19 protein-coding genes, 1 tRNA gene and 1 pseudogene are annotated in these 24947 nt (G+C 71.5%); 7 read left to right on the top strand and 14 right to left on the bottom strand.

The genetic code is table 11. From position 1 onward, the window contains the following. Positions 1-18 precede the first annotated feature (18 nt). Both AC0VYN_RS30485 and AC0VYN_RS30480 read right to left on the bottom strand, forming a co-directional pair. The gene (locus AC0VYN_RS30485; RefSeq protein WP_475533563.1) at positions 19-1446 is read right to left on the bottom strand and encodes a GH1 family beta-glucosidase; all 1428 of its coding nucleotides are present in this window, start codon (positions 1444-1446) and stop codon (positions 19-21) included. A 154-nt stretch (positions 1447-1600) separates the two neighbouring features. Next, positions 1601-2644 (bottom strand): LacI family DNA-binding transcriptional regulator, encoded by a 1044-nt coding sequence (locus AC0VYN_RS30480; protein WP_475533562.1) that lies wholly within the window; start codon positions 2642-2644, stop codon positions 1601-1603. 493 nt (positions 2645-3137) lie between these two features. Between AC0VYN_RS30480 and AC0VYN_RS30475 the strand changes: the two genes are divergently transcribed. From AC0VYN_RS30475 to AC0VYN_RS30455, 5 genes are all read left to right on the top strand, one after another. Further along, complete coding sequence (locus AC0VYN_RS30475; RefSeq protein ID WP_475533561.1) at positions 3138-4457, top strand: ABC transporter substrate-binding protein; 1320 nt, start codon at positions 3138-3140, stop codon at positions 4455-4457. A gap of 522 nt (positions 4458-4979) precedes the next feature. After that, a complete protein-coding gene (locus AC0VYN_RS30470) occupies positions 4980-5972 on the top strand; it encodes a carbohydrate ABC transporter permease (protein ID WP_475533560.1) in 993 nt (330 codons plus the stop codon). 14 nt (positions 5973-5986) lie between these two features. After that, on the top strand, positions 5987-6913 hold the full coding sequence (locus tag AC0VYN_RS30465; RefSeq protein ID WP_385461996.1) for a carbohydrate ABC transporter permease: 927 nt from the start codon (positions 5987-5989) through the stop codon (positions 6911-6913). A 152-nt stretch (positions 6914-7065) separates the two neighbouring features. Then, a complete protein-coding gene (locus tag AC0VYN_RS30460) occupies positions 7066-8523 on the top strand; it encodes a GH1 family beta-glucosidase (protein ID WP_475533559.1) in 1458 nt (485 codons plus the stop codon). Positions 8524-8701: 178 nt separating this feature from the next. Next, complete coding sequence (locus AC0VYN_RS30455; RefSeq protein ID WP_451628240.1) at positions 8702-9757, top strand: LacI family DNA-binding transcriptional regulator; 1056 nt, start codon at positions 8702-8704, stop codon at positions 9755-9757. An 81-nt stretch (positions 9758-9838) separates the two neighbouring features. Here AC0VYN_RS30455 and AC0VYN_RS30450 read toward each other — a convergent pair. The 3 genes from AC0VYN_RS30450 to AC0VYN_RS30440 form a co-directional block, all read right to left on the bottom strand. Next, positions 9839-9911, bottom strand: a tRNA-His gene (locus AC0VYN_RS30450). Positions 9912-10010: 99 nt separating this feature from the next. After that, positions 10011-10613, bottom strand: coding sequence for an oligoribonuclease (gene orn, locus AC0VYN_RS30445; protein WP_475533558.1), 603 nt, complete (start codon positions 10611-10613; stop codon positions 10011-10013). 216 nt (positions 10614-10829) lie between these two features. Continuing rightward, positions 10830-12029, bottom strand: coding sequence for a helix-turn-helix domain-containing protein (locus AC0VYN_RS30440; RefSeq protein ID WP_475533557.1), 1200 nt, complete (start codon positions 12027-12029; stop codon positions 10830-10832). An 811-nt stretch (positions 12030-12840) separates the two neighbouring features. Between AC0VYN_RS30440 and AC0VYN_RS30435 the strand changes: the two genes are divergently transcribed. Continuing rightward, on the top strand, positions 12841-13368 hold the full coding sequence (locus AC0VYN_RS30435) for a universal stress protein (protein WP_385461981.1): 528 nt from the start codon (positions 12841-12843) through the stop codon (positions 13366-13368). Positions 13369-13443: 75 nt separating this feature from the next. On the opposite strand, the gene glmS is transcribed toward AC0VYN_RS30435, so the two are convergent. The 3 genes from glmS to AC0VYN_RS30420 all read right to left on the bottom strand — a co-directional run bounded on the left by glmS (position 13444) and on the right by AC0VYN_RS30420 (position 16589). After that, positions 13444-15261 carry a glutamine--fructose-6-phosphate transaminase (isomerizing) gene (glmS, locus tag AC0VYN_RS30430; protein ID WP_385461975.1) on the bottom strand — a complete coding sequence of 606 codons (1818 nt, stop codon included), beginning with the start codon at positions 15259-15261 and terminating at the stop codon, positions 13444-13446. Between the two features lie 38 nt (positions 15262-15299). Continuing rightward, a complete protein-coding gene (locus AC0VYN_RS30425) occupies positions 15300-15557 on the bottom strand; it encodes a hypothetical protein (protein WP_385462006.1) in 258 nt (85 codons plus the stop codon). A 126-nt stretch (positions 15558-15683) separates the two neighbouring features. Further along, on the bottom strand, positions 15684-16589 hold the full coding sequence (locus AC0VYN_RS30420; RefSeq protein ID WP_475533556.1) for a DUF4429 domain-containing protein: 906 nt from the start codon (positions 16587-16589) through the stop codon (positions 15684-15686). Between the two features lie 77 nt (positions 16590-16666). Here AC0VYN_RS30420 and AC0VYN_RS30415 point away from each other — a divergent pair, with 77 nt between their 5' ends. Next, a complete protein-coding gene (locus AC0VYN_RS30415) occupies positions 16667-18271 on the top strand; it encodes a beta-N-acetylhexosaminidase (protein WP_475533555.1) in 1605 nt (534 codons plus the stop codon). A 66-nt stretch (positions 18272-18337) separates the two neighbouring features. Here the strand turns inward: AC0VYN_RS30415 and AC0VYN_RS30410 are convergent, their stop codons facing one another. The 6 genes and pseudogenes from AC0VYN_RS30410 to AC0VYN_RS30385 all read right to left on the bottom strand — a co-directional run bounded on the left by AC0VYN_RS30410 (position 18338) and on the right by AC0VYN_RS30385 (position 24928). Further along, positions 18338-20107: an IucA/IucC family protein gene (locus tag AC0VYN_RS30410; protein WP_475533554.1), complete on the bottom strand. Its 1770-nt coding sequence runs from the start codon at positions 20105-20107 to the stop codon at positions 18338-18340. Then, a complete protein-coding gene (locus AC0VYN_RS30405) occupies positions 20104-20655 on the bottom strand; it encodes a GNAT family N-acetyltransferase (protein WP_475533553.1) in 552 nt (183 codons plus the stop codon). Before AC0VYN_RS30405 ends, AC0VYN_RS30410 begins: the two co-directional genes overlap by 4 nt. Further along, positions 20652-21935, bottom strand: coding sequence for a lysine N(6)-hydroxylase/L-ornithine N(5)-oxygenase family protein (locus AC0VYN_RS30400; RefSeq protein ID WP_475533552.1), 1284 nt, complete (start codon positions 21933-21935; stop codon positions 20652-20654). Before AC0VYN_RS30400 ends, AC0VYN_RS30405 begins: the two co-directional genes overlap by 4 nt. Beyond that, positions 21919-23373 carry a lysine decarboxylase DesA gene (gene desA, locus AC0VYN_RS30395; RefSeq protein ID WP_475533551.1) on the bottom strand — a complete coding sequence of 485 codons (1455 nt, stop codon included), beginning with the start codon at positions 23371-23373 and terminating at the stop codon, positions 21919-21921. The genes AC0VYN_RS30400 and desA overlap by 17 nt, the downstream gene beginning before the upstream one ends. Positions 23374-23647: 274 nt before the next feature. Beyond that, positions 23648-23847: pseudogene (locus AC0VYN_RS30390) on the bottom strand (siderophore-interacting protein); the annotation flags it as partial. A 31-nt stretch (positions 23848-23878) separates the two neighbouring features. Continuing rightward, entirely contained in the window at positions 23879-24928 is a 1050-nt protein-coding gene (locus AC0VYN_RS30385) for an ABC transporter substrate-binding protein (RefSeq protein WP_475533550.1), read from the bottom strand. Positions 24929-24947: the final 19 nt, after the last annotated feature.

Below are 24947 nucleotides of genomic sequence, written 5' to 3'. Positions count from 1 at the left end.
GCCCCCTCCCCGGCAGGTCTACTCGGACGGGTCCGGCGGCGGGAGCGTCCCCGTGCGGGCCGCCCGCCCGTACCACAGGGCGCTCGCCTTGGGGACGCGCTCCTGGGAGGCGTAGTCGACGTAGACCGCGCCGAACCGCTTCTCGTAGCCGTAGGCCCACTCGAAGTTGTCCAGCAGGGACCACAGGTAGTAGCCGCGCACGTCCGCGCCGTCCGCGATGGCCCGGCGGACCGCCTTGAGGTGGCCGTCCAGGTAGGCGACCCGCTCGGGGTCGTGGACGGTGCCGTCCGCGGCGGGCTTGTCGTCGTAGGCGGCGCCGTTCTCGCTGATGTACAGCGGCAGGCCGGGGGCCTCCTGGTGGTATCGCATGATCAGCTCGTGCAGGCCCGTGGGGTCGACGGTCCAGCCCATCGCCGTCTGCTCGCCCGGCGGCTGGTGGAACGCCACGTCCTCCGCGGCCGGCCACGGCGAGTGGTCGCTCGCCCCGTGCCCGTCGGCCCGCGGGACGCGCGAGTCCGCGTCGGCCGCCGACACCACGGTGGGCGTGTAGTAGTTGAGGCAGATCGCGTCCAGCGGCTGGCGGATCAGCCCCAGGTCGCCGTCCTCGACGTGCGACCAGTCGGTGACCGGCGCCGTCGCCTCGAGCAGGGTCTCGGGGTAGGCGCCGTGCAGCATCGGGCCGTGGAAGATCCCGCCGGACAGGTCGTCGATCCTCCGCGCCGCCGCCAGGTCCGCGGGCTGCTTGGACAGCGGCCGGACGACCGAGGTGTTGAGGCTGACCGCCACCGAGTTGCGGGCCGGCATCACCGAACGCAGGGCCACCGTGCCCAGGCCGTGCGCCAGGTTCAGGTGGTGGGCGGCGCGCAGCGCGGCCGCCGGGTCGGTCCGGCCGGGCGCGTGCACCCCGGAGGCGTAGCCCAGGAAGGCCGCGCACCACGGCTCGTTGAGGGTGATCCACTGTTCCACGCGATCGCCGAGCGCGTCGCCGACGATCTGCGCGTACTCGGCGAACCGGTACGCCGTGTCCCGCGCCGGCCAGCCGCCCGCGTCCTCCAGCTCCTGCGGCAGGTCCCAGTGGTAGAGGGTGACGGCGGGCTTGATGCCGGCGGCCAGCAGCTCGTCGACCAGACGGCGGTAGAAGTCCAGACCGCGCTGGACGGCCGGACCGCGGCCGGTCGGCTGCACGCGGGGCCAGGAGACGGAGAAGCGGTAGGCGCCCAGACCCAGTTCCGCCATCAGCGCCACGTCGTCGCGGTAGCGGTGGTAGTGGTCGACAGCGATGTCACCGGTGTCGCCACCGGCCGTCTTCCCCGGCGTGTGACTGAAGGTGTCCCAGATCGAGGGGGTGCGGCCGTCCTCCCGCACCGCGCCCTCGATCTGGTACGCCGAGGTCGCGGCGCCCCAGAGGAAGGCGGGAGGAAAGGAGACGGGCGTCGGTACTGACATGGAATCGCTCCCACGGGGTCGGGGGCCCCATTATGCATGGGAGCGCTCCCACAGCGAAACCCCCGCCACCCGGCCGACTTCGGCCGCCCCCGCCGGGCCGCGCCCGTCCGGCCGGTCCCGCCGGCCGTCCGGACCCGAGTTCGCGGGTGGCCGCTCAGGCCGACTCCCGCACCACCAGCCGCGTCGGCAGGACCACCCCGCGGTGCCCGGACCCCCGGTCGGCGATCTCGTCCAGCAGCAGCCGCGCCATGGTGCGGCCCATCTCCTCCAGCGGCTGCCGGACGCTGGTCAGCGGCGGATCGACGTGCCGGGCCACGATGGAGTCGTCGAACCCGATGACGGCCACGTCGCCCGGCACCCGCCGGCCCGCGGCCCGCAGCTCCAGCACGGCGCCGGAGGCCATCACGTCCGAGGCGGCGAAGACCGCGTCCAGGTCGGGACGGCGGCGCAGCAGCTCCCGCATGGCCGCGCGCCCGCCCTCCTCGGTGAAGTCGCCGTTCGCGACCAGCTCCTCGGCGACGGCGGCACCGGCGTCCAGCAGCGCCTCGCGGTAGCCGTCGAGCCGTTCGCGCGCCGCCTCCATGTCGAGCGGCCCGGTGATGGTGCCGACGGCCCGGCGGCCGTTCGTCAGCAGATGCCGGACCGCGCCCCGGGCGCCGCCGCGGTTGTCCGCGCGGACGTGCCCCAACGGCTCCCGGTCGCCCCGCCGGCCGGCCAGCACGGTCGGAATGGCCAGTGCCTCCAGCTGGTCGGGCAGCGTGTCGTCGCTGTGCACCGCCACCATCAGCACCCCGTCCACGCGCTGCCCGGACAGGTACGGGGCGAGCCGCGCGTACTCCTTCTCGTCGTGCACCATCACCAGCAGCATGCGCATCCCCGCGTCCGCGAGCCCGGCGGACACGCCCCGGATGATGTCCGAGAAGTAGGGCTCGGAGAACAGCCGGGTCTGCGCGTCGGGGACCACCAGGGCCACGGAGTCGGTGCGCCGGGTGACGAGGGAACGGGCGGCCGGGTTGGGGACGTAGCCGAGTTCGGCGATCGCCCGCTCCACAGCGGCGCGGGAGCGGTCGCTGACCTTCGGGGAGCCGTTGATGACCCGGGAGACCGTGCCGCGGCCGACGCCGGCGCGTGCGGCCACCGCGTTCAGGGTCGGGCGCCGGACGTCCGCGGCGGTGGGCGGCTGTTCGGCAGGGCTCATCGTTCACCTTCCGGCGTTCGGTGCGGGACCGGATTCATTCTCGCCCAGAAAGCGCGACCTTCGCCCGCACGGCCCCCTCCGCACCCCCGGGCGAACGTCAACTCGCCCGTGACCTGCGGGATCTCGGATTTTCAGCTACGGGTCGCGGGTGACGGCGCCCCGGCGGTGCGACACATTCCCGTGACGCGCGGAACACGCTTGCGCAACAACGCCGTTTTCAAGTCTTGACACTTGGGCCCGCCACCGACGAGTCTTCGGGGCAAGCCGCGTGGGAGCGGTCCCACGGAGTTCCGGGGCCGGCTTCCGTACGGAACGAAGCACCATCGGCCCTTCCCTCCACCTCGCATGGCACACCGTTGACCAGCATCTTCGCACCGCTTGCCGCGTTGCTCTGGGCTGGCCGCTGCTCGAACCGAGAGGGCAGGTCCGGACCGTCGAACCCGGCGGTCTGATTCCTGAGGTCCCCGTTCCCACTGGAACAAGGAGTAGTGGAATGCGCATCACCCGAACCGGCGGCGTCCGTGGCCGCAGAGCAGCGGCCCTGACCACGTCGGTCCTGACGGCCTCGGCGCTGCTGCTGACCGCCTGCAGCAGCGACAGCGACTCGGACTCCTCGGAATCCGACGGGAAGATCGTCCTCAAGGTGGCCGACTACGGGCAGTTCGGCTACAAGGAGGCCGGTCTCTTCGAGAAGTACCAGCAGCTTCACCCGAACATCGAGGTGAAGGAGGAGACCACGGCCAACGAGCAGGACTACTACCCGAAGCTCCTTCAGCAGCTGAACTCGGGCGCCGGTCTGGGAGACGTCGTCGGCGTCGAGGTGGCCCGCATCAAGGAGGTCGTGGACACCCAGGCGGACAAGTTCACCGACCTCAAGGGCAGCATCGACACCAGCCAGTGGGTCGACTGGAAGGCCAAGCAGGCCACCAGCAAGGACGGCCAGGTCATCGGCGCCGGTACCGACATCGGCCCGATGTCGCTCTGCTACCGCAGGGACCTCTTCGAGAAGGCGGGCCTGCCGACCGACCGCGAGGAGGTCGCCAAGGCGGTCCAGGGCGGCTGGGAGGACTACATCAAGCTCGGCGAGCAGTACAAGAAGAAGGCGCCCGAGGGCACTTACTTCATGGACTCCGCCAGCGCCATGTTCAACGGTGTCGTCAGCTCCGCCGAGAGCCAGTACTACGACGCCGACGGCAAGGCGATATACAAGGACAGCCCGTCGGTGCAGAAGGGCTGGGACCTCGCCGCCGAGGCCGCGGAGAAGAAGCTGAGCCAGGGCCTGCCGCAGTTCCAGGACCCCTGGAAGGCGGCGCTGCGCAAGGGCACCGTGGCCACCGTCGTGTGCCCGGCCTGGATGTCCCTGCAGATCGAGAACTACTCCGGCAACGACTTCGCCGGCAAGTGGGACATCTCGCGTGCGCCCGGCGCGACCGCGGCCAACTGGGGCGGCTCCTTCCTGACCGTGCCCAAGAGCGGCAAGCACGTCAAGGAGGCCACCGAGCTGGTCAAGTGGCTGACCGCGCCCGAGCAGCAGGCCGCCGTGTTCAAGGCCGTCGGTGTCTTCCCGTCCAACCAGGGCGCCTACGCGCTCGCCGACGTGAAGAACGCGAAGCTCTCGTACTTCAACAACGCCCCCGTCGGCCAGCTGTACGCCGAGGAGGCCAAGTCCATCCCGGTGGCGGTGCTCGGCCCGAAGGACGGCGTCATCAAGGACACGATCTCCACGCAGATCAACAACATGGAGCAGCGGGGCACCAAGCCCGACAAGGCCTGGGACGCGGCGGTCGAGACGATCGACAAGGCCATCGGCTGACCCGCGCCGGTGCGGGCGGTCCAACCAGCCGCCCCGCACCGCCCGCACCGTGCGCACGGCGGGGGCCGTAGAGGTACGACGGCCCCCGCCCGCGGGCGCGGGTGACGTCCGCAGCAGACCCGGCCGTCCGCGGCGGGTCTGCTGCGCGGCGTCGGTCCGCACCCGGTCGCGGGGTGCCGCCCGTGTCCGCCCGTACCGTCGGCGCGGTACGGGCGGACACGGTTCGCACCCCGCGGCGCCGCCCAAGCCCGCCGACCCCGGCCCCACCTCGACCGACCCGGCCCCATCCCGATCCCCGCGACCGGCACCGCGACCGCCGCCGGAGCGGGCACCCGCCACCGGCCGTACGGCGCCCCGCACCGGGGCCCGCGCCGCCGGCCGCCGCACGCACCGCGGGCAGCCGCGCGAGCCGCCCGGCACCGTGCCGCACCGCGCGGGCAGGGACCGGCGGGACGGGCGACCGGCCCACCGCCCCACCTCCCGCCCCTACCCGGCCCGACCTCCCAGGGAAGGACTCCCTCCGTGGCAACGACAACCCCCGCACGGGGTGCCAAGACTCCGCTCACCGGCGGCTCCGGCGCCGCGTCCCGAGAACGCAGCCCGTGGCGTTCGCGACTGTGGCGCCTCGACGACAAGATGTCGCCGTACGCGTACATCGCCCCCTTCTTCCTCATCTTCGGTGCCTTCGGGCTCTACCCGCTCCTCTACACCGGGTGGATCGCCCTGCACCGGGTGGAGATGACGAGCCTCGACCAGTCCGAGTGGGTCGGCTTCGAGAACTTCTCCAGGATCCTCCAGGACTCCGAGTTCTGGACGGCCGTCTCCAACACCTTCATCATCGGCGTCATCTCGACCGTCCCGCAGCTGCTGGTCGCGCTGGGCCTGGCGCACCTGCTCAACTACAAGCTGCGCGCCAGCACCTTCTGGCGGACGATCATCCTCACCCCGTACGCCACCTCGGTCGCGACCGCCGCCCTCGTCTTCGCCCTGGTGTTCCGGGCCGACGGCGGGCTCCTCAACTGGGTGCTGGGCTTCTTCGGCGCGGGGGACATCGACTGGGGCAACGGACACTGGACGTCCAAGATCGCCATCTCGATCATCGTGATCTGGCGCTGGACCGGCTACAACGCCCTGATCTACCTGGCGGCCATGCAGGCCGTGCCGACCGACCTGTACGAGGCGGCGTCGATCGACGGCGCCTCGCGCTGGCAGCAGTTCCGCAAGGTGACCATCCCCGCGCTGCGGCCGACGATCCTGTTCACCATCGTCATCTCGACCATCGGCTCCATGCAGCTCTTCGGTGAGCCGCTGCTGCTGCAGGGCGGCACGCTCGGCGCCGTCGGCGGCAGCGAGCACCAGTACGAGACGCTCAGCATCTACCTCTTCAACTACGGCTGGAAGCTCCAGCACCTCGGCCCGGCCGCCGCCGTGGCCTGGGCCATGCTCGTCCTGCTGCTGCTCATCGCCCTGATCAACTGGATCGTCAGCCGGTTCGTGCGCAAGAGCGCGGCCTGACGGGAGCGACAACGATGACCACGACAAGTACTCCCTACAAGACCGCCCCCGGCCCGGCCCCGGTGGCCGAGGCCCCCGGCTCGGGCGGCGGCAAGGGCCGCCGCCTGCGGATCGGTGCCGGCCAGCAGCTCAAGGGCGGCCCCTTCACCTACCTCGCGCTGGCCGTCGTCGGCCTGGGGTCCCTCTTCCCCCTGTACTGGACGCTGGTGGCCGCCTCGCACGACCAGCAGCGGGTCCTCGACACCCCGCCGCCGTTCCTGCCCGGCGGCCGGCTGTTCAGCAACCTCGAAGCGGCCTGGGAACAGGCCAACCTCGGCAAGGCCATCGTCAACAGCGCCATCGTGGCCGGCTCCATCACCGCGGCCACGCTGTTCTTCTGCACGCTGGCCGGCTACGCCTTCGCCAAGATGCGCTTCCGCGGCCGGAACGTGCTGATGACCGCGGTCATCGCCACCCTCACCATCCCGCCGCAGCTCAGCGTCGTGCCGCTGTTCATGATGATGTCGGACATCGGCTGGAGCGGAGAGCTGGAGTCGGTGATCTTCCCGACGCTGGTCGGCGCCTTCGGTGTCTTCTTCATGCGCCAGTACCTCATCGAGGCCCTGCCGTACGAACTCATCGAGGCGGCCAAGGTGGACGGGGCGAACAACCTCCGCATCGTGTGGAACGTCGTCCTGCCCGCGGCCCGGCCCGCGATGATGGTGCTCGGCATGCTCACCTTCGTCCAGGCGTGGAACGACTTCTTCTGGCCCTTCCTCGCGCTGAACCAGGAGAACCCCACCATCCAGGTCGCGCTCGGACAGCTCAGCGCCTCCTACACCCCCGACCAGAGCATCGTCATGGCCGGAGCGCTGATCAGCACCCTGCCGCTGCTCGTGGTCTTCGTCGTCTTCGGCAAGCAGATCGTCGGAGGCATCATGGCGGGCGCCGTCAAGGGCTGACCCTCGTCCGACCCCGCGCCGCCCGGCAGGTCCCGGCCCGCACCCGGGCCCTGCCGGACCCCGGGCGCCCACCCCGCGCCCCACCCCGCCTTCCCGCACCGCCGGGCCCCACCGCCCGGCACCTCCTCACGCCATTTGGGAGCGTTCTCACCATGACCGCCGTACGACCCGAGACCCCCGCCCAGCCGGCCACCGGCACCTCCTTCCCGACGGGCTTCGTGTGGGGCGCCGCCACCGCCGCCTACCAGGTGGAGGGCGCCGCCGCCGAGGACGGCCGCACGCCCTCCATCTGGGACACCTTCAGCCACACCCCCGGCAAGGTCCGCAACGGCGACACCGGCGACATCGCCGCCGACCACTACCACCGGTACCGCGACGACGTGGCCCTGATGAAGGACCTCGGCCTGAAGGCGTACCGCTTCTCCGTCTCCTGGTCCCGGGTCCAGCCCACCGGCCGCGGTCCCGCCGTCGAACGCGGCCTGGACTTCTACCGCCGCCTCACCGACGAGCTCCTCGAGGCGGGCATCACCCCCGTCGCCACCCTCTACCACTGGGACCTGCCCCAGGAGCTGGAGGACGCCGGCGGCTGGCCGCAGCGCGACACCGCCGACCGCTTCGCCGAGTACGCCGCCATCATGGCCCGCGCCCTCGGCGACCGCGTCGGCGTGTGGACCACCCTCAACGAGCCGTGGTGCAGCGCCTTCCTCGGCTACGGCTCCGGCGTGCACGCCCCGGGCCGCACCGACCCGGCCGCCACCCTGCGCGCCGCCCACCACCTCAACCTGGCCCACGGCAAGGCGGTCGGCGTCCTGCGCGAGGCCCTGCCGCCGACCGCGCAGACGTCCATCACCCTCAACCTGCACCAGGTGCGCCCCCTCACCGACGCCCCCGGGGACGCCGAGGCGGCCCGCCGCATCGACGCCGTCGGCAACCGGATCTTCACCGGTCCCCTCCTCGACGGCGCCTACCCCGAGGACCTGATCGCCGACACCGCGCACCTCGTCGACTGGAACGCGCTGGTGAAGGACGGCGACCTGGCGGAGATCTCCCGCCCGATCGACCTGCTCGGTGTCAACTACTACTCGCCGACCGTGGTCTCCCTGCCCGCCGAGGGCACCGGCTCCACCCGGAACGACGGCCACGGCGCGAGCGACCACTCGCCGTGGACGGGCTCCGAGCACGTGGCCTTCCACCTCGCCAACGACGACCTGACCGCGATGAACTGGGCCATCGACGCGGACGGACTGCACACCCTGCTCACCGGCCTGTCGAGGTCCCACCCCGGCCTGCCGCTGATGGTCACCGAGAACGGTGCCGCCTTCGACGACTACGTCTCCCCGGAGGGCCTGGTCAACGACCCGCAGCGCATCGCCTACCTCCGCACCCACCTGGACGCCGTGCGCCGGGCCGTCGCCGACGGCGCGGACGTCCGCGGCTACTTCCTGTGGTCCCTGCTGGACAACTTCGAGTGGTCCTACGGCTACTCGAAGCGCTTCGGCGCCGTCTACGTCGACTACTCCTCCCAGCGCCGCATCCCGAAGGCGAGCGCCCACTGGTACGCCGACGTGATCCGGCACAACGCGCTGCCCGCCGCCGGCGAACTCGGCTGAGCCCCTGCCGCACTCGGCCACCGCGAGGGCGCGACCACCTGCCGGTCGCGCCCTCGCGGTCCCTCCACCGCACGGAGGGGGGAATTCCGCCGCCCACGAGGCACGATGGGGGCGGGAGGGCAACGAGCCGGGGCTGTTAGATTCCTGGCCGGACAGCTGCGAGGGAAGGGCGACGACCATGGCGGTCAACGGTGGGCGGAGCCGGGGCGTCAGACGCCCGACCCTCGAGGAGGTGGCCGCCCGGGCCGGCGTCGGCCGCGGCACGGTCTCCCGGGTGATCAACGGCTCGCCCCGGGTCAGCGACGCGACCCGGGCGGCCGTCGAGGCGGCCGTCGCGGAACTCGGGTACGTCCCGAACACCGCGGCCCGGGCGCTCGCGGCCAACCGCACCGACGCGATCGCGCTGGTCGTCCCGGAGCCGGAGACGCGGTTCTTCGCCGAGCCCTACTTCTCGGACATGCTGCGCGGTGTCGGCGCGGAGATCACCGACACCGAGATGCAGCTGCTGCTGATCTTCGCGGGCAGCGACCGGGAACGGCAGCGGCTCGCCCAGTACCTGGCCGCGCACCGGGTGGACGGCGTCCTGCTGGTCTCGGTGCACGCCGACGACCCGCTGCCCGACATGTTGACCCAGCTGGACATCCCGGCGGTGATCAGCGGCCCGCGCTCCGCTGCGGAGACGCTGGCGTCCGTGGACTCCGACAACTACGGCGGCGCCCGCTCGGCCGTCGAGCACCTGATGTCCCGGGGCCGCGGCCGCATAGCCCACATCACCGGCCACCTCGACGTCTACGGCGCCCAGCGGCGCGTCGACGGCTACCGCGACGCCCTGCGCGACGGGGGACTCGGCGACGCGGACGAGCTGATCGAGCCGGGCGACTTCACCGAGGAGGGCGGCCGGCGCGCGATGACGGAGCTGCTGCGCCGCTGCCCGGACCTGGACGCGGTCTTCGCCGCCTCGGACGTCACCGCGGCCGGCGCGCGCCAGGCGCTGCGCGAGGCGGGCCGGCGCATCCCGGACGACGTGGCGCTGGTCGGCTACGACGACTCGGCGATCGCCCGCCACCTGGACCCGCCGCTGACCAGCGTCCGGCAGCCCATCGAGGAGATGGGCCGCGCGATGATCGACCTGCTGCTGACCGAGATCGCGGACCGCCGGCCCGCGGGGACCGGGGGGCGGGAGCGGCACCAGGTGGTGCTGGCGACGGAGCTGGTGGAGCGCGCCTCGTCGTGAACGGGGGCGCGGGTCCGCCCGCGCCCCCACACGCACATCAGCCGGTGACCTTCTTCCGAAGGCCACCGGCTGATTGATCAGGGTGAGTGACGGGACTTGAACCCGCGGCATCCTGGACCACAACCAGGTGCTCTACCAGCTGAGCTACACCCACCATGGCCGGTAGTCGGAACCTTTTGCGGGGTTCCCCGACCGGCTGAGAAAAAGTGTACAGGGTCCGAAGGGGTGCTCGCGCCCGCCTTTCCCGGCGCCCCTACCGGGCGGACACGACGTGCTTGGCGGCGATCGCCTTGGCCGTGTCGGAGTCGGGGCCGGGCTGCGGGACGAAGACGGCCTCGCGGTAGTAGCGCAGCTCGGCGATGGACTCGCGGATGTCGGCGAGGGCGCGGTGGTTGCCGTTCTTCTCGGGGCTGTTGAAGTAGGCCCGCGGGTACCAGCGCCGGGCCAGCTCCTTGACCGAGGAGACGTCCACGATCCGGTAGTGGAGGTAGTTCTCCAGTGTCGGCATGTCCCTCAGCAGGAAGCCGCGGTCGGTGCCGACCGAGTTGCCGCACAGGGGGGCCTTGCCGGGTTCCTTCACGTGCTCCCGCACGTACGCCAGGACCTGCGCCTCGGCGTCCGCCAGCGTCGTGCCGCCCTCGAGTTCGGCGAGCAGGCCGGACGCGGTGTGCATCTCCCGCACCACCTCCGGCATCGTCTCCAGGGCCCGCTCCGGCGGACGGATGACGATGTCGACGCCCTCGCCGAGCACGTTCAGCTCGGAGTCGGTGACGAGGGCGGCCACCTCGATGAGCGCGTCGTCGGACAGCGAGAGGCCGGTCATCTCGCAGTCGATCCACACCATGCGATCGTTCATGGGGCCACCCTACGGCGGGCGTCCGGTGTATGGACCCCCGGCGTCGGTGCCGGCCTCACGGGGGCTGCCGCCCCCAAGTCCCCGCTTCGGCCTGGACGGCCTCGTCCTCGAACGCCGGACGGGCTGAGTGGGTCCGCCTGCCCGGCGTGGGGGAGGGCCGGACGGCCGGGAGCGCCGGGCGGGCTGTGGGCCCGACCGGCGCTTTCGGAGGTCACGTCACGGTGCGCTGCGCTGCCCCGGCAGGCTCGCCGCGGCGGCCGGGACCGGGGTGCGGCGGGCCTGGAACGGGACCTGGCTCTCCACCGGCACACCGGCCGGCTGCTGCCCGGCCTCGTACGGGGCGGGCAGCCGGGACGGGCCCGCGCCGCCGCCCTCCGCGTCCACCGGCCGGTCGCCCTGCGGGCGGCGGGCCCGGTAGGCGGCCCGGTAGGCGGCGGGGGAGGAGCCCAGCTGGCGGCGGAAGTGGCCGCGCAGCGCCACCGGCGAACGGAAGCCGCAGCGGCCCGCGACCTCGTCCACCGAGTAGTCGGACGTCTCCAGCAGCCGCTGCGCCTGGAGCACCCGCTGGGTGATCAGCCACTGGAGCGGCGCGCTGCCGGTCAGCGAGCGGAAGCGGCGGTCGAAGGTGCGCCGGCTCATGTAGGCGCGGGCCGCCAGCGTCTCCACGTCGAACTGCTCGTGGAGGTGCTCCAGCGCCCAGGCGACGACCTCGGCGAGCGGGTCGGCGCCGATCTCCTCCGGTAAAGACCGGTCGAGGTAGCGCTCCTGGCCGCCGCTGCGGCGCGGGGGCACCACCAGGCGCCGGGCCAGCGCGCCGGCCGCCTCGTTGCCGTGGTCCGTGCGCACGATGTGCAGGCACAGGTCGATGCCCGCCGCCGTGCCCGCCGACGTCAGGACGTCGCCGTCGTCCACGAACAGCTCGCGCGGATCGACGTGCACCGACGGATAGCGCTTGGCCAGCGTCGGCGCGTACATCCAGTGGGTGGTCGCCGGGCGGCCGTCCAGCAGGCCCGCCGCCGCCAGGACGAAGGCGCCGGTGCACAGCCCGACGATGCGGGCCCCCTCCTCGTGCGCTCGGCGCAGGGCGTCGAGCGCCTCCTCCGGCGGCGGAGAGGTGATCGACCGCCAGGCCGGCACGACGACGGTGCCGGCCCGGGAGATCGCCTCCAGGCCCTGCGGCGCGGTGAGTTCGAGTCCCCCTGTGGTCCGCAGGGGGCCCTCCTCGCCGGCGCAGACCAGCAGTCGGTAGCGCGGCACGCCGGCGTCCTGGCGGTCGATGCCGAACACCGACAGCGGTATGGAACTCTCGAAGATGGGGCCGCCGCTGAACAGCAGCACCGCGACGATCTCCTTGCGGCGTCGCCCGGAGAGCTTCCGGGCCGCGGCTTCCGGCGCGGCAGTGGAGTCGTGGCTCATCCCGCTAAGCCCCCCTCGGTGGTCGCGGCGCCCTCAACCTTTCGGGTCTGTCGCTCCAACACGTTTCCCCTCGGTCCTGCACGAGTCCCCCGCCGTAGACAGTCAAGATCGAATCTACTGCGTCCTGTCGTACCGAGGTGGCCGGTTCGGCACTTGGGACATTGTCGACATGGCAACTTGGCGTGAAGCAGTCGATCACGAAGGGTTGCACTCCGGGGCGCCGCAGGGAAGTGCGCCTTGTGGCAGTGGCCAATCCACATAGCGTGCGCGGGGGCCCCGAGACCCTGTCCGTGCAGGTGGAACGGGGGTTGGGGGGTGATTCGGGTCAGGGGGGAGACCCCCGTGGAAGTTGGCTGAAAAGAAGCGGACTCGTGCGCGGAAACCGGTCAACCGACCGGTGTTTTTCACCCGGCGTGGCGCGCACCCCCGGACCCGCCCCGCAGGACCGGGACGAGGCCGCGGCCGAACGCCGCCCGGCGGACCGGACCGGTGATCCCGTCCCCGCGTCGGCGGCGCCGCCGGCCCGGCTCACGGAGAGCAACGTCCGGCCGGTCCTCCGGTCACGACGGGCCGCGGCCGGGGGCACCGGCAGTTGAATCCCGTGCAAACCGCCTGTACAGCGCAGCAACCATTGCGTTACGGGCGCCCCCTCGGGCATGCTCCGGGGAACCCGCGGCGGACCCCGCGCGGGATCTGGGCGAAGGAGGCGTGGCGCCGTACCCTTGGGGGTATGGGGTTGGGAAGACAATTCCCGGACACTGCTCCGCCGCACATGTTGCCCCCCATAGAGGATATAAACGCCGAGACAGCCATGGCCGGTCACGAATTCTTCGAACCCGCGGACCGCAAGCGGCCCGTCGCCGAACCTACGGCGGCCGAGCCCCTGGCGGCCGGAGAGCCACGCCAGTCGTGCGACCCAGCCTTCAAGCACGGTGTCGTCGTGGGCTTCGACGGCTCCACCTCCAGCGAGCGCGCTCTCGCGTACGCCATCGGCATGGCGCGCCGGCTCGGCTCGGGCCTGGTCATCGTGCACGTCGCCAACCGGCTGCCGACCACGGTGTGGGCGGGCTGCGAACCACCCGTCTTCGTCGACGTCCCGGACCACCGCACCGAGGTGCTGGGTCTGGAGCTGGCGTGTGCCGACTACCTCACCGAGGTGCCCTGGATCCTGGTCGAGCGCGGCGGTGACATCTGCCACGAACTCGAGGAGGTGGGGCGGGAGTACGAGGCGGACGCGATCGTCGTCGGCTCCAGTCACGGCCTCGTGGGCCGGCTCTTCGGTTCCGTCGCGGGGCGCCTCGCCAAGCGGGCGCAGCGGCCCGTGGTGGTCATCCCCTGACGTCCGGACCGCCCTCGTCCCGCGAACGGCCCCGCACGAACATGTGCGGGGCCGTTCCGGCGTTTCGCCGGTGTGCTACTCCACCGTGACGGACTTGGCGAGGTTGCGCGGCTTGTCGATGTCCCGGCCCAGGGCCAGGGCCGTGTGGTACGCGAGGAGCTGGAGCGGGATGCCCATGAGGATCGGGTCGAGCTCGTCCTCGTTCTTCGGGACGACGATGGTGTGGTCGGCCTTCTCCTGCTCCCGGTGGGCGACGGCGAGGATCTGGCCGCTGCGGGCCTTGATCTCCTCCATGGCCGCGCGGTTCTTCTCCAGCAGGTCGTCGTCCGGCACGATCGCGACCGTCGGCAGGGCGGGCTCGATCAGGGCGAGCGGACCGTGCTTGAGCTCGGAGGCCGGGTAGGCCTCGGCGTGGATGTAGGAGACCTCCTTGAGCTTCAGGGAGGCCTCGCGGGCGACCGGGTAGCCCCGGACGCGGCCGATGAAGAGCATCGAGCGGGCGTCGGCGTACTGCGCGGCCAACTTCTTGATCTCCTCCTCCTGCTCCAGCATCTCCGCGATCTGCGCGGGCAGCCTGCGCAGGCCCTCGATGATCCGCTTGCCGTCGCGCACGGACAGGTCGCGGGTACGGCCCAGGTGCAGGGCCAGCAGCGCGAAGGCGACGCAGGTGTTGGTGAAGCACTTGGTGGAGACGACGCAGACCTCGGGGCCGGCGTGCACGTACATGCCGCCGTCCGCCTCGCGGGCGATCGCCGAGCCGACCACGTTGACGATGCCGAGGACGCGGGCGCCCTTGCGCTTCAGCTCCTGCACGGCGGCCAGCACGTCGTAGGTCTCGCCGGACTGGGAGACGGCGATGTAGAGGGTGTCGGGGTCGACGACCGCGTTGCGGTAGCGGAACTCGGAGGCCGGCTCGGCGTCCGCGGGGATGCGGGCCAGCTCCTCGATCATCTGGGCGCCGATCTGGCCCGCGTGGTACGAGGTGCCGCAGCCGAGGATCTTCACGCGGCGCACGGCACGCGCGTCGCGGGCGTCCAGGTTGAGGCCGCCCAGGTGCACGGTGGAGAAGCGGTCGTCGATCCGGCCGCGCAGCACGCGGTCCACGGCCTCGGCCTGCTCGTGGATCTCCTTGTGCATGTAGGTGTCGTGGCCGCCCATGTCGTAGGAGGCGGCCTCCCACTCCACGGTGGTGGGCTCCGACGTGGTGCGGGTGCCCTCGGTGGTGTAGGTGCGGAAGTCGTCGGCCTTGAGGGTGGCCATCTCGCCGTCGTCGAGGGTGACTATCTGCCGGGTGTGGGCGACCAGCGCGGCGATGTCGGAGGCGACGAACATCTCCTTCTCGCCGATGCCGAGGACGACCGGCGAGCCGTTGCGGGCGACGACGATGCGCTCGGGGAAGTCGGCGTGCATGACGGCGATGCCGTACGTGCCCTCGATCACCCGGAGGGTCTCGCGGACCTTGTCCTCCAGCTTCTCCGCCTCGGAGCGGGCGATGAGGTGGACGAGGACCTCGGTGTCGGTCTCGGAGAGGAACTCGACGCCGTCCGCCTCCAGCTTGCGGCGCAGGTCGGCGGCGTTGTCGATGATGCCGTTGTGCACGACGGCGACCTTGTTGTCGGCCGACATGTGCGGGTGGGCGTTCACGTCGGAGGGGGCGCCGTGGGTGGCCCAGCGGGTGTGGGCGATGCCGGTGGTGCCCTTGAAGCGCGCCGGGACCTTGGCCTCCAGGTCGCGGACGCGGCCCTTGGCCTTGACCATCTTCAGGCCGGCCGTCTTCGGGGAGGTGACGACGATGCCCGCCGAGTCGTAGCCGCGGTACTCCAGGCGCTGGAGGCCCTCGAGCAGCAGGGGCGCGACGTCACGCTTGCCGATGTATCCGACGATTCCGCACATATACCGTATTCCTCGCAGGTCTCGTGTCCGACGGCCTCTCAGCCGTAGACGATGCGGCGCAACTGGCGGAGCGTCAGCTCCGGCGGTGCCACCGCGCGGTACTTCAGTTCCGCCGCGATCCGTTCGAAGATCGTCGCGTTCACCAGGCCCTGGGCCTGGAGCTCGCGGTGGCGGCGACGGACGTACTCCTCGGTCGTCTCGTCGAAGTAGGCGAGCACGTCCTGGACCACCCGCAGCGCCTCGCCCCGGCTGAGGGGAGTGGACCGCGTCAGATGATCAACGAGTTCGTCGTGCACCCGGTAGATCTTGGGGTACGAGCGGGGCTTTCGCAAGAAACCTGCCCGATATCGGGCAAGGTGCCGGCGAAACTCTTATGGACGGCTGGTCGGAGGCCGTCCCTCCTGTGGCGGCGCGCCCCCGGTTCACAGCCGCTTGAGCACGGCCGCCTTGGCCAGCGCGAACTCCTCGTCCGTCAGGATTCCGTCGCGGTGCAGGCCGCCCAGCTCCCGCAGCCGCCGCAGCAGCGCGTCGTGGTCGTCCCCGGCGGCCGGAGCCGCGGCCGGCGCGGGGACCGGGGCGGGGTCCGCGGCGGGCTCGGCCGGGGACGCGCCCTCCAGGGCGGGCGGACCCGCCGGGTGCGGGAGCCGGGCCTGCACGGCGGCCGCCACCAGGGCCATCAGCGGGTCCTTCCTGAACCCCCACAGCTCGACGGCGTCGGGGTCGTACTTGGGCGGCACCTTGGCCGGCGCGGCCCGCACGGTGAAGCGGAGATGGCCGTTCTCCAGGCCCGCCGACGGCTGCCACTCCACCGCGGTGATGTCCGCGAGCGGCAGGGTGCGCGGGCCGCCGGCGGACTTGGCGTCCTCCGCCTGCCACTTCCACTCCAGCCGCACCCGCTCGCCGTCGAAGCTCGCCGTGCCGTCCCCCGCGGACACCGACAGGGGGACGGAGGGCCCCGCCAGCAGATAGGCGTCGACCGGGCCGGAGGGGACCTGCTCCAGCAGCAGGGCGTTGCGCACCTCGTCGACCAGGTACTCGGCGACGCCGTACCGGCCGGAGTCCACGATCAGCTGGTACGGGTCGTGCGGCTCGGCCAGCCGGCCGCCGGTCGCCTGGAGCAACGGGTCGGCGCCGTCCCGCAACCGCAGCCTGAGCCGCCCGGACTTCTTGCCCTGCTCGAACGATATGCCCGCCAACGCCCGCAGCGGGACGAGCAGTTCACCCAGTTCCCGGCGGAGCAGGCCGACGTTCTTGTCGCGCCCGGGCGTCAGTCGCAGGGTGTCGCCGTCGAAGACCCACGTGCCGTCCTTCTGGATGATTTCCGCCATGCCGAGATTGTTCCACCGCTTCTGTGCGCGGCGGTTGTGCGGGAGAGTGGTCTATACCCATCGTGAAGGGAGAGCACGTGAGACGGCACCAACGGCACCGCGGAACGACTCCCCGTCTGACCCGGCTGCTCGGGTCGCTGCTGTCCGTGGCGGCGGCCGGAGCCTTCACCGTCGGGGCGGCCCCCGCCCCGGAGGCGGCCGCGATCCCCCTGGACCGGGTGATCCCCGCCCCGTCCTCGGTCGACCCCGGCGGCTCCCCGTACCGCATCACCAACGGCACCCACATCCGCGTCGGCGACTCGCGCGAGGCCCGCCGCGTCGGCGACTACCTCGCGGACGTCCTGCGGCCCTCCACGGGCTACCGCCTGCCCGTCACCTCCCACGGCGACGGCGGCATCCGGCTCCGTCTGGCGAAGGGACCGTACGGCGACGAGGGCTACCGCCTGGACAGCGGCCGCTCCGGCGTCACCATCACCGCCGCCGGGCCCGCCGGCCTCTTCCACGGCGTCCAGACCCTGCGCCAACTCCTCCCCGCGTCCGTCGAGAAGAGGACCGTGCAGCCCGGCCCGTGGCTGGTCGCGGGCGGCACCGTCGAGGACACCCCGCGCTACGGCTGGCGCGGCGCCATGCTGGACGTCTCCCGGCACTTCTTCACCGTCGACGAGGTCAAGGGCTACATCGACCGGCTCGCCCTCTACAAGCTCAACAAGCTCCACCTGCACCTCAGCGACGACCAGGGCTGGCGCATCGCCATCGACTCCTGGCCGCGCCTGGCCGCCTACGGCGGCTCCACCGAGGTCGGCGGCGGCCCCGGCGGCCACTACAACAAGGACGACTACAAGGAGATCGTGCGGTACGCGGCCTCCCGCCACCTGGAGGTCGTCCCCGAGATCGACATGCCGGGTCACACCAACGCGGCCCTCGCCTCCTACGCCGAGCTGAACTGCGACGGCAAGGCGCCCCCGTTGTACACCGGCACCAGCGTCGGCTTCAGCTCGCTGTGCGTCGGCAAGGACCTCACCTACGACTTCGTGGACGACGTGGTGCGCGAACTGGCCGCGCTCACCCCCGGCCGCTACCTCCACATCGGCGGCGACGAGGCGCACTCCACGCCGCACGAGGACTACGTGAAGTTCATGGACCGGGTGCAGCCGATCGTCGCCGAGTACGGCAAGACGGTGGTTGGCTGGCACCAGCTGACCGGCGCCGTCCCGGCCAAGGGGGCGCTCGCCCAGTACTGGGGTCTGGACGGCACCAGTGCCGCGGAGAAGGCCCAGGTCGCCAAGGCCGCGCAGAACGGCACCGGCCTGATCGTCTCGCCCGCCGACCGGACGTACCTCGACATGAAGTACACCAAGGACACCCCGCTGGGCCTGTCCTGGGCGGGCTACGTGGAGGTCCGGCGGTCCTACGACTGGAACCCGGACGCCTATCTGCCGGGCGTGCCGGCCTCCGCGGTCCGCGGCGTCGAGGCGCCGATGTGGACGGAGACCCTGTCCGCACCGGACCAGCTCGAGTTCATGGCCTTCCCGAGGCTGCCGGGCGTCGCCGAACTGGGCTGGTCCCCGGCCGCCACGCACGACTGGGACACCTACAAGGAGCGGCTCGCCGCGCAGGCGCCGCGCTGGGAGGCACTGGGCATCGACTACTACCGCTCGCCCCAGGTGCCCTGGACGAACTGACCCGCCGATACCGACGGGCACCCCGGAGGACCGTCTCCGGGGTGCCCGTCCGCTCGTGGGGGCCCGCTACAGGCCCGCGATGGGGTTCCTGAGGTTCCCCACCAGTTGCAGCGCGCCGGACGGGTCCGCCAGGTCCACCATCTGCCGGTTGTCGCGCAGCTGGAGCCGGTTGAGGCAGGACAGCGCGAACTCGGGGGCGAACATGTCGTACCGGGCGAACTTGTCGGCCAGCTCCGGCACCGACTCCTGGTAGGCGCGGGTGACCTCCGCGACCGTCCGCCAGAAGCCGTCCTCCTCCAGGATCCCCTCCTCGGCGAGGCCGGCGGCGAGGAATCGGAAGAAGCAGTCGAAGACGTCCGTGAAGATCGACAGCAGCTTCTTGTCGTCGGGGACGTCCACGGCGATGCGCGAGACGGCCGGCGGCAGCACGGCGTCCGGGTCCATCACCGCGATCTCCTCGGCGATGTCCTTGTAGACCGCCCGCTGCACGACCCCGTCCCTCAGCACGAGGATCACGTTCTCCCCGTGCGGCATGTAGACCAGGTCGTAGGCGTAGAAGCTGTGCAGCAGCGGGACGAAGTAGGCCCGCAGGTAGTGCCGCAGCCACTCGGTGGGGGCGAGCCCCGACCGCTCGATCAGCGCGCCCGCGAAGGAGGCGCCCTCGTGGTCGACGTGGACCAGGGAGGCCATCGTCGCCAGGGTCTCGCCCTCCTGGAGCGAGGGCACCGGGCTCTCCCGCCACAGCGCGGCCAGCATCTTGCGGTACGGCGAGTAGCGGTCGGTGGCCCGCTCGTACTCCAGGTGCCGGTAGCCGACGGCCGCCCGCTCCCGGATGATCGTCAGGCCCGTCGACTTCAGCACCGGGTCGCCCTCGATGAGCTGGGCGAGCCAGTCGTTGATGGCGGGGGTGGCCTCCATGTAGGCCGCCGACAGGCCGCGCATGAAGCCCATGTTGAGGACGGACAGGGCCGTCTTCACGTAGTGCTTCCCGGGGTGCGAGGTGTTGAAGAAGGTGCGGATGGACTGCTGGGCCAGGTACTCGTCGTCGCTTTCGCCCAGGCACACCAGGTGCTGCCGGGCGACCTCGGCGGCGAAGGTGACGGTGAGCTTGTTCCACCACTGCCAGGGGTGGACCGGGATGAACAGGTAGTCGGCCGGGTCCAGGCCCCGCTCGCGCAGGACGCCGTGGAAGCGCTCGACGGTCGCCTCGCCCAGCTCGTCCCGGACGAAGGACTCGTACTCGACGCCGACGCCCGCCGTGAACGCCGCCCGCGAGCGGTGGGCGGCCAGCCACACCAGCCGGACCGGGTTCGCGGTCTCGGGGGCGTACGACAGGTAGTCGTCGATGCCGAAGCCCAGCCGGCCATTGTTGGCGACGAAACAGGGGTGGCCCTCGGTCATGCCGGTCTCGACGGCCTGGAAGCCGCTCCTCGCCAGCTCGGCGGAGGTGACCCGCGGCTTGGTGAGCTTGTAGCAGGTGCCGGACAGGGTGGAGGAGATCTCCTCCAGGTAGACCGGCAGGATCTCGTCGCTCAGCCCCAGGGACTCCCTCAGCTCGACAAGGAAGTCCAGTGCGGCGAGCGGGAGTTCCGCCCCGTCGCGGTGGCGGGTGATCGAGTCGGCGTCCACCTGCCAGTGGTCCAGGGCGCGGACGGTGGCGGTGAAGCGGTACCGGGTCTGGCCGTCGTCGCTGCGGACGACGTAGCCGTCCCCGTCCCGCTCGGGCGTGAGCAGCCGCTCGTGCGTGAACTCGGCCAGCGCCTTGCGGACCAGGAGGCGGTTGGCCCGCTCCCAGCGCTCGGGGGAGAGGTGGGCCACGGTGTCGGCCGGGTTCATGCGGACACCGCCTCCTGAAACCGCTCGCGGGTGCAGAAGCTCAGCAGCGCCCTCTTCTCCGGCTTCTGGATCTCGCGCTCCGGCACGAATCCGACGGCGGCGTTCAGGGCGTGGACGGCCTTGTTGCCGACGTCCGGCTCGACGACGACCCGCGCGGTCGCCGGGTCGGCGAACAGCTCGGTCATCACGGCGGTGATCACCGCCCGGGTGAAGCCGTGCACCGGCCGGTCGGTGGGGGCGACCAGGAAGTGCATGCCGACGTCGCCCGGCTCCGGCTCGTACAGGCCGGTCAGCTCGCGGTGGGCCGGGTCGTACTTCTCCATCAGGAAGGCGGGGACGCCGTCGTGCAGGCCGAGGTAGGCGTGGTGGTGCTCGTCGGCGGCCATCTCCATGTAGGCACGCTCGACGTCCACCAGCGTGGCGTCCTGCATCATCCAGAAGGCCGACTTCGGGTGGGTGACCCACCCGTGCAGCAGGACGGCGTCCTTCAGCGGGTCGAGGGGACGCAGGGTGAGGGCGCCGATCTGCGCGGCGGTGGGGGTGCTCATACGGCGAACTCCTGGAACGCGATGGTCTTCTCGACCGGGTAGTACTCGGTGCCACCGAGCAGCTCTCGGATGATGCAGCTGTTGCGGTAGGCACCCATGCCCAGGTCGGGGCTGGTGATGCTGTGGGCGTGGACACCCGCGTTCTGCAGGAACACGCCCCGGCCCGTGACGTCGACGCTGTAGTTGCGGGCGACGTCGAAGTTGCCCCGGGAGTCGTGGCGCAGCCGGTCCCGGACGGGCTTGAGGAACTCCGGCTCGGTGTACCGGTAGCCGGTGGCCAGGACCAGGCCGTCGGACTCGATCTCGAAGTCCTTGCCCTGCTCCTCCTGGCGGAAGCCGAGCGTGTACGTGCCGTCGGCGTACCGGGCGCTGGTCAGCGCCGAGTTGGTGAGCAGCCGGGTGGGGACGGGACCGCCGAGCCGCTTCTGGTACAGCAGGTCGAATATCTCGTTGATCAGGTCGCCGTCGATGCCCTTGAACAGGCCCTTCTGCTCGGACGTGAGGCGGTAGCGGGTCGTCTCGGGCAGCGCGTGGTAGTAGTCCACGTACTCCGGGGAGGTCATCTCCAGCGTGAGCTTGGTGTACTCCAGCGGGAAGAAGCGCGGGGAGCGCGTCACCCAGTTCAGCCGGTAGCCGTGGACGTCGATCTCGCCGAGCAGGTCGTAGTAGATCTCGGCGGCGGACTGGCCGCTGCCGACCAGCGTGATCGACTTCTTCTTCTGCAGCTCCGCCCGGTGCTGGACGTAGCGGGAGTTGTGCAGGAAGTCGCCGGCCAGGCCGCGGCAGGCGTCCGGGACGTGCGGCGGCGTGCCGGTGCCGAGGACGAGGTGGCGGGCGCGGTAGGTGTCGCCGGACGTGGTGGCGACGACGTACAGCTCGTCCGCCTCGTCGTACGTCACCTCCGTGACCGTCGTGGAGAAGCGGACGCTGCTCAGCTTGTTCGCGGCCCAGCGGCAGTAGTCGTCGTACTCGACGCGCAGCGGGTAGAAGTTCTCGCGGATGTAGAACGCGTAGAGCCGGCCCTTCTCCTTCAGGTAGTTGAGGAAGGAGTAGGGGGACGTCGGGTCGGCGAGGGTGACCAGGTCCGACATGAACGGGGTCTGGAGGTGGGCGCCGTCCAGGAACATGCCGGCGTGCCACTCGAAGTCCGGCTTGGACTCCAGGAAGACGCCGTCGAGTCCGGCGATGGGCTCGGTGAGGCAGGCGAGGCCGAGGTTGAAGGGGCCGAGGCCGATCCCCACGAAGTCGTACGGGGCACTGGCTTCAGCAAGCGCGGTCAAGGGACTCTCCCAGGTACTGCTCGGCGTGGCCGGCGATCAGGTCGAGGACGGCGGCGATGTCGGCCGTGGTCGTCTCGGGGTTCAGCAGGGTGAACTTCAGGTAGTGGCGGCCGGCCACCTTGGTGCCCGCCACCACCGCGTCGCCGGAGGCGAACAGGGCCTTGCGGGCGTACAGGTTGGCGCGGTCGATCTCCACGGGCTCGGTGACGGCCGCCGGGATGTAGCGGAAGACCAGCGTGGACAGGCTCGGCTCGACGACCACGTCGAAGCGCGGGTCGGCGGCGAGCAGCTGCCAGCCCTCGGCGGCGAGGTCGCACACCTCGTCGAAGAGTTCGCCGATGCCGTCGGCGCCCATCACGCGCAGCGTCATCCACAGCTTGAGGGCGTCGAAGCGGCGGGTGGTCTGGAGGGACTTGTCGACCTGGTTGGGGATGCGCTCGCGCACCATCCGGCGCGGGTTGAGGTACTCCGCGTGGTAGGTGGCGTGGCGCAGGGTGGCCGCGTCCCGGACCAGCAGGGCGGAGGAACTCACCGGCTGGAAGAAGGACTTGTGGTAGTCGACGGTGACCGAGTCGGCGCGCTCGATGCCGGTCAGCCGGTCCCGGTACTTCAGGGAGGCGAGGAGTCCGCAGCCGTAGGCGGCGTCCACGTGCATCCACACCCCGTACTGGGCGCACAGCGCGGCGATCTCCGGCAGCGGGTCGATGGAGCCGAAGTCGGTGGTGCCGGCGGTGGCGACGACGGCCATGGGGACCAGGCCGTCCGCGGCGCAGCGCTCCAGCTCGCGGGCGAGGGCGACGCTCTGGAGGCGCTTGTCGTGGCCGACGGGGACCGCGACGACGGCGTCGGGGCCGAGACCGAGCAGCTTCGCCGACTTCTGGACGCTGAAGTGGCTGACTTCGGAGGCGAAGATGCGCAGTTTCGCGAGGTCGGCCCCCCCTTCCCCTGGCTTGGCCTCCTCGCGGGCCAGCAGCAGCGCCTGGAGGTTGGACTGGGTGCCGCCGGAGGTGAACACGCCGTCGGCGGCGGGGCCGAGGCCGGCGCGGGCGGTCGTCCAGTCGACCAGCTTCCGCTCGATGAGGGTGCCGCCGGCCGACTGGTCCCAGGTGTCGAGGGAGGAGTTGACGGCGGTCAGGACCGCCTCGGCGAGCACGGCGGGGATGACGACCGGGCAGTTGAGGTGCGCGAGGTAGCGGGGGTGGTGGAAGTAGACCGCGTCGCGGAGGTAGACGTCCTCCAGCTCGTCCAGGACCGCGGCCGTGTCGTGCAGCGGCCGGTCGAGGTCGATCCCGTCGATGCGGGGGGCGAGGTCGTCGACCGTGACGCCGGTGAACGGCCGCTGGATGGTGGCGAGTTTGGCGGCCACCCGCTCGACTCCCTGGGTCACGGAACGGCGGTACTGCTCCGCGGTGGTGTCGTTGAGCAGGTGCGAGCGCATGTGGGGGTCCTCCGGTGGGGACGGTCCGAGAGGGACGGAAGAGGGCAGAGCCCGGCTTCGAAACTTAGGTTAGCCTAACCTAACTGAGGCTGGCCATAGGCGTGCGTCCACGTGATGGCCGTCACTCGCGCCCCAACCCGCCGTCACGGAGGGTGAGTTGAGGCGCGGTGGGGCGCCGTGCGTCAGCCCTGTTCGCGGAGCTGTTCCTCCGTCAGGCTCTGTCGCCAGTAGCCGACGAAGGTGACGCGGCGCCGGTCGATCCCGCGCTCGCCCACGTGTAGGAGCGCATCACCGCCCGTACGCCGTCCGGCAGTTCACGCCACGCCTGCCACCAGCCTGGTCGCGCCCGTCGGAGCGGAAGGCGGCGAGGTCGGGCCCGGCGAAGGTGACCCGGGTCAGGGACGGGCCGAGCCGCCTCGTCCGTACGACCTGGAGGGAGAAGAAACGGAACGGGGCGGCTACGGCAGTCGTCACGGGTGGCTCCTGCGAGTCGGGGCGGACGCGGTCAGCTGACCTTCTTCGCGTTCTCGATGGCCTCGGCGAGCGCGTCGAGCAGCGGCGCGCACTTGTCGTAGGACAGGATCGGCTCGGGGGAACGGGCGATGACCTGGCCGGCCTTGACCGCGGGGAGCTGCTTCCAGGTGCCCTCGGTGATGTCGGCGGGCTGGATGGTCGAGGAGCGGTCGTCCATGATGATGACGTCGGCCGGGTACTTGTCGACGTTCTCCCAGCTCAGGCTCTCGAACCAGCCGCCGGTCGCCTTCTTGGCGTCCTCGGAGGGCTCGACGAAGTTCACGCCGAGGGCCTTGAAGTACTCCAGGTCGACGGACAGGTTGGTGCCGGAGACGTAGAACAGCTCCGGGCTGGCGGAACCGGCCAGCACCTTGATCTCGGGCCTGGCCTTGGCGGCGGCGCGCAGCCGGGCCGCCGCCTTGTCGAAGGCCGCCTTGGCGTCGGTGACCTTCCGGGCCTTCATGTCCGCGCCGAGCGACTCGGCCAGCTCCCACATGCGCTGGAGCGGCTGGGTGAGCTGGCGGTCGAAGACCGAGATCGCCACGCTGGGCGCCAGCTTCGCGATCTTGTCCTTGGACTCCTCGGGGACCGACCAGAGGGTGCCCGCGGTGTCGAACGTCGTGGTGGCGAGCAGTTCGGGCTGGAGGCCCACGTACTTCTCGACGTCGAGCTTGCCCCATTCGTTGCCGAGGACGGTGACCTTGCTGACGTCCATGTCGCCCGCCTGCACGTCGGGCTTGCCGTCCTTGGTCGTGGTCGGGCCGAAGACGCCCTTGACCTGGACGCCGTAGTCCCAGAGCGCGGCGGCGACGCCGGTGAAGGCGACGATGTCCGCCGGCACCTTGTCCAGCTTCACGGTCGTGCCGCGGTCGTCCTTGAAGGACCAGGGGCCCGACGTGGCCGCGCCGCCCGACCCGTCGCCCGGGCCGCCGCTCTTCGCGTCGTCGTCCCCGCAGGCCGCGAGCACGGCACCGAGGCCGAGCACGCCCCCGGCGGCGAGGATTCCACGACGGGTCAGATGGGCAGCGCTGGCGTTGGACATGGTGTGGGCCGCTTTCGAA

It is taken from the genome of Streptomyces sp. 63XJN7_1_ISO-PGPR-S23-121 (genome assembly GCF_056173025.1).
The sequence above is the reverse complement of the archived record's forward strand: the minus strand, read 5'-3'. Positions and strand labels throughout refer to the sequence as shown.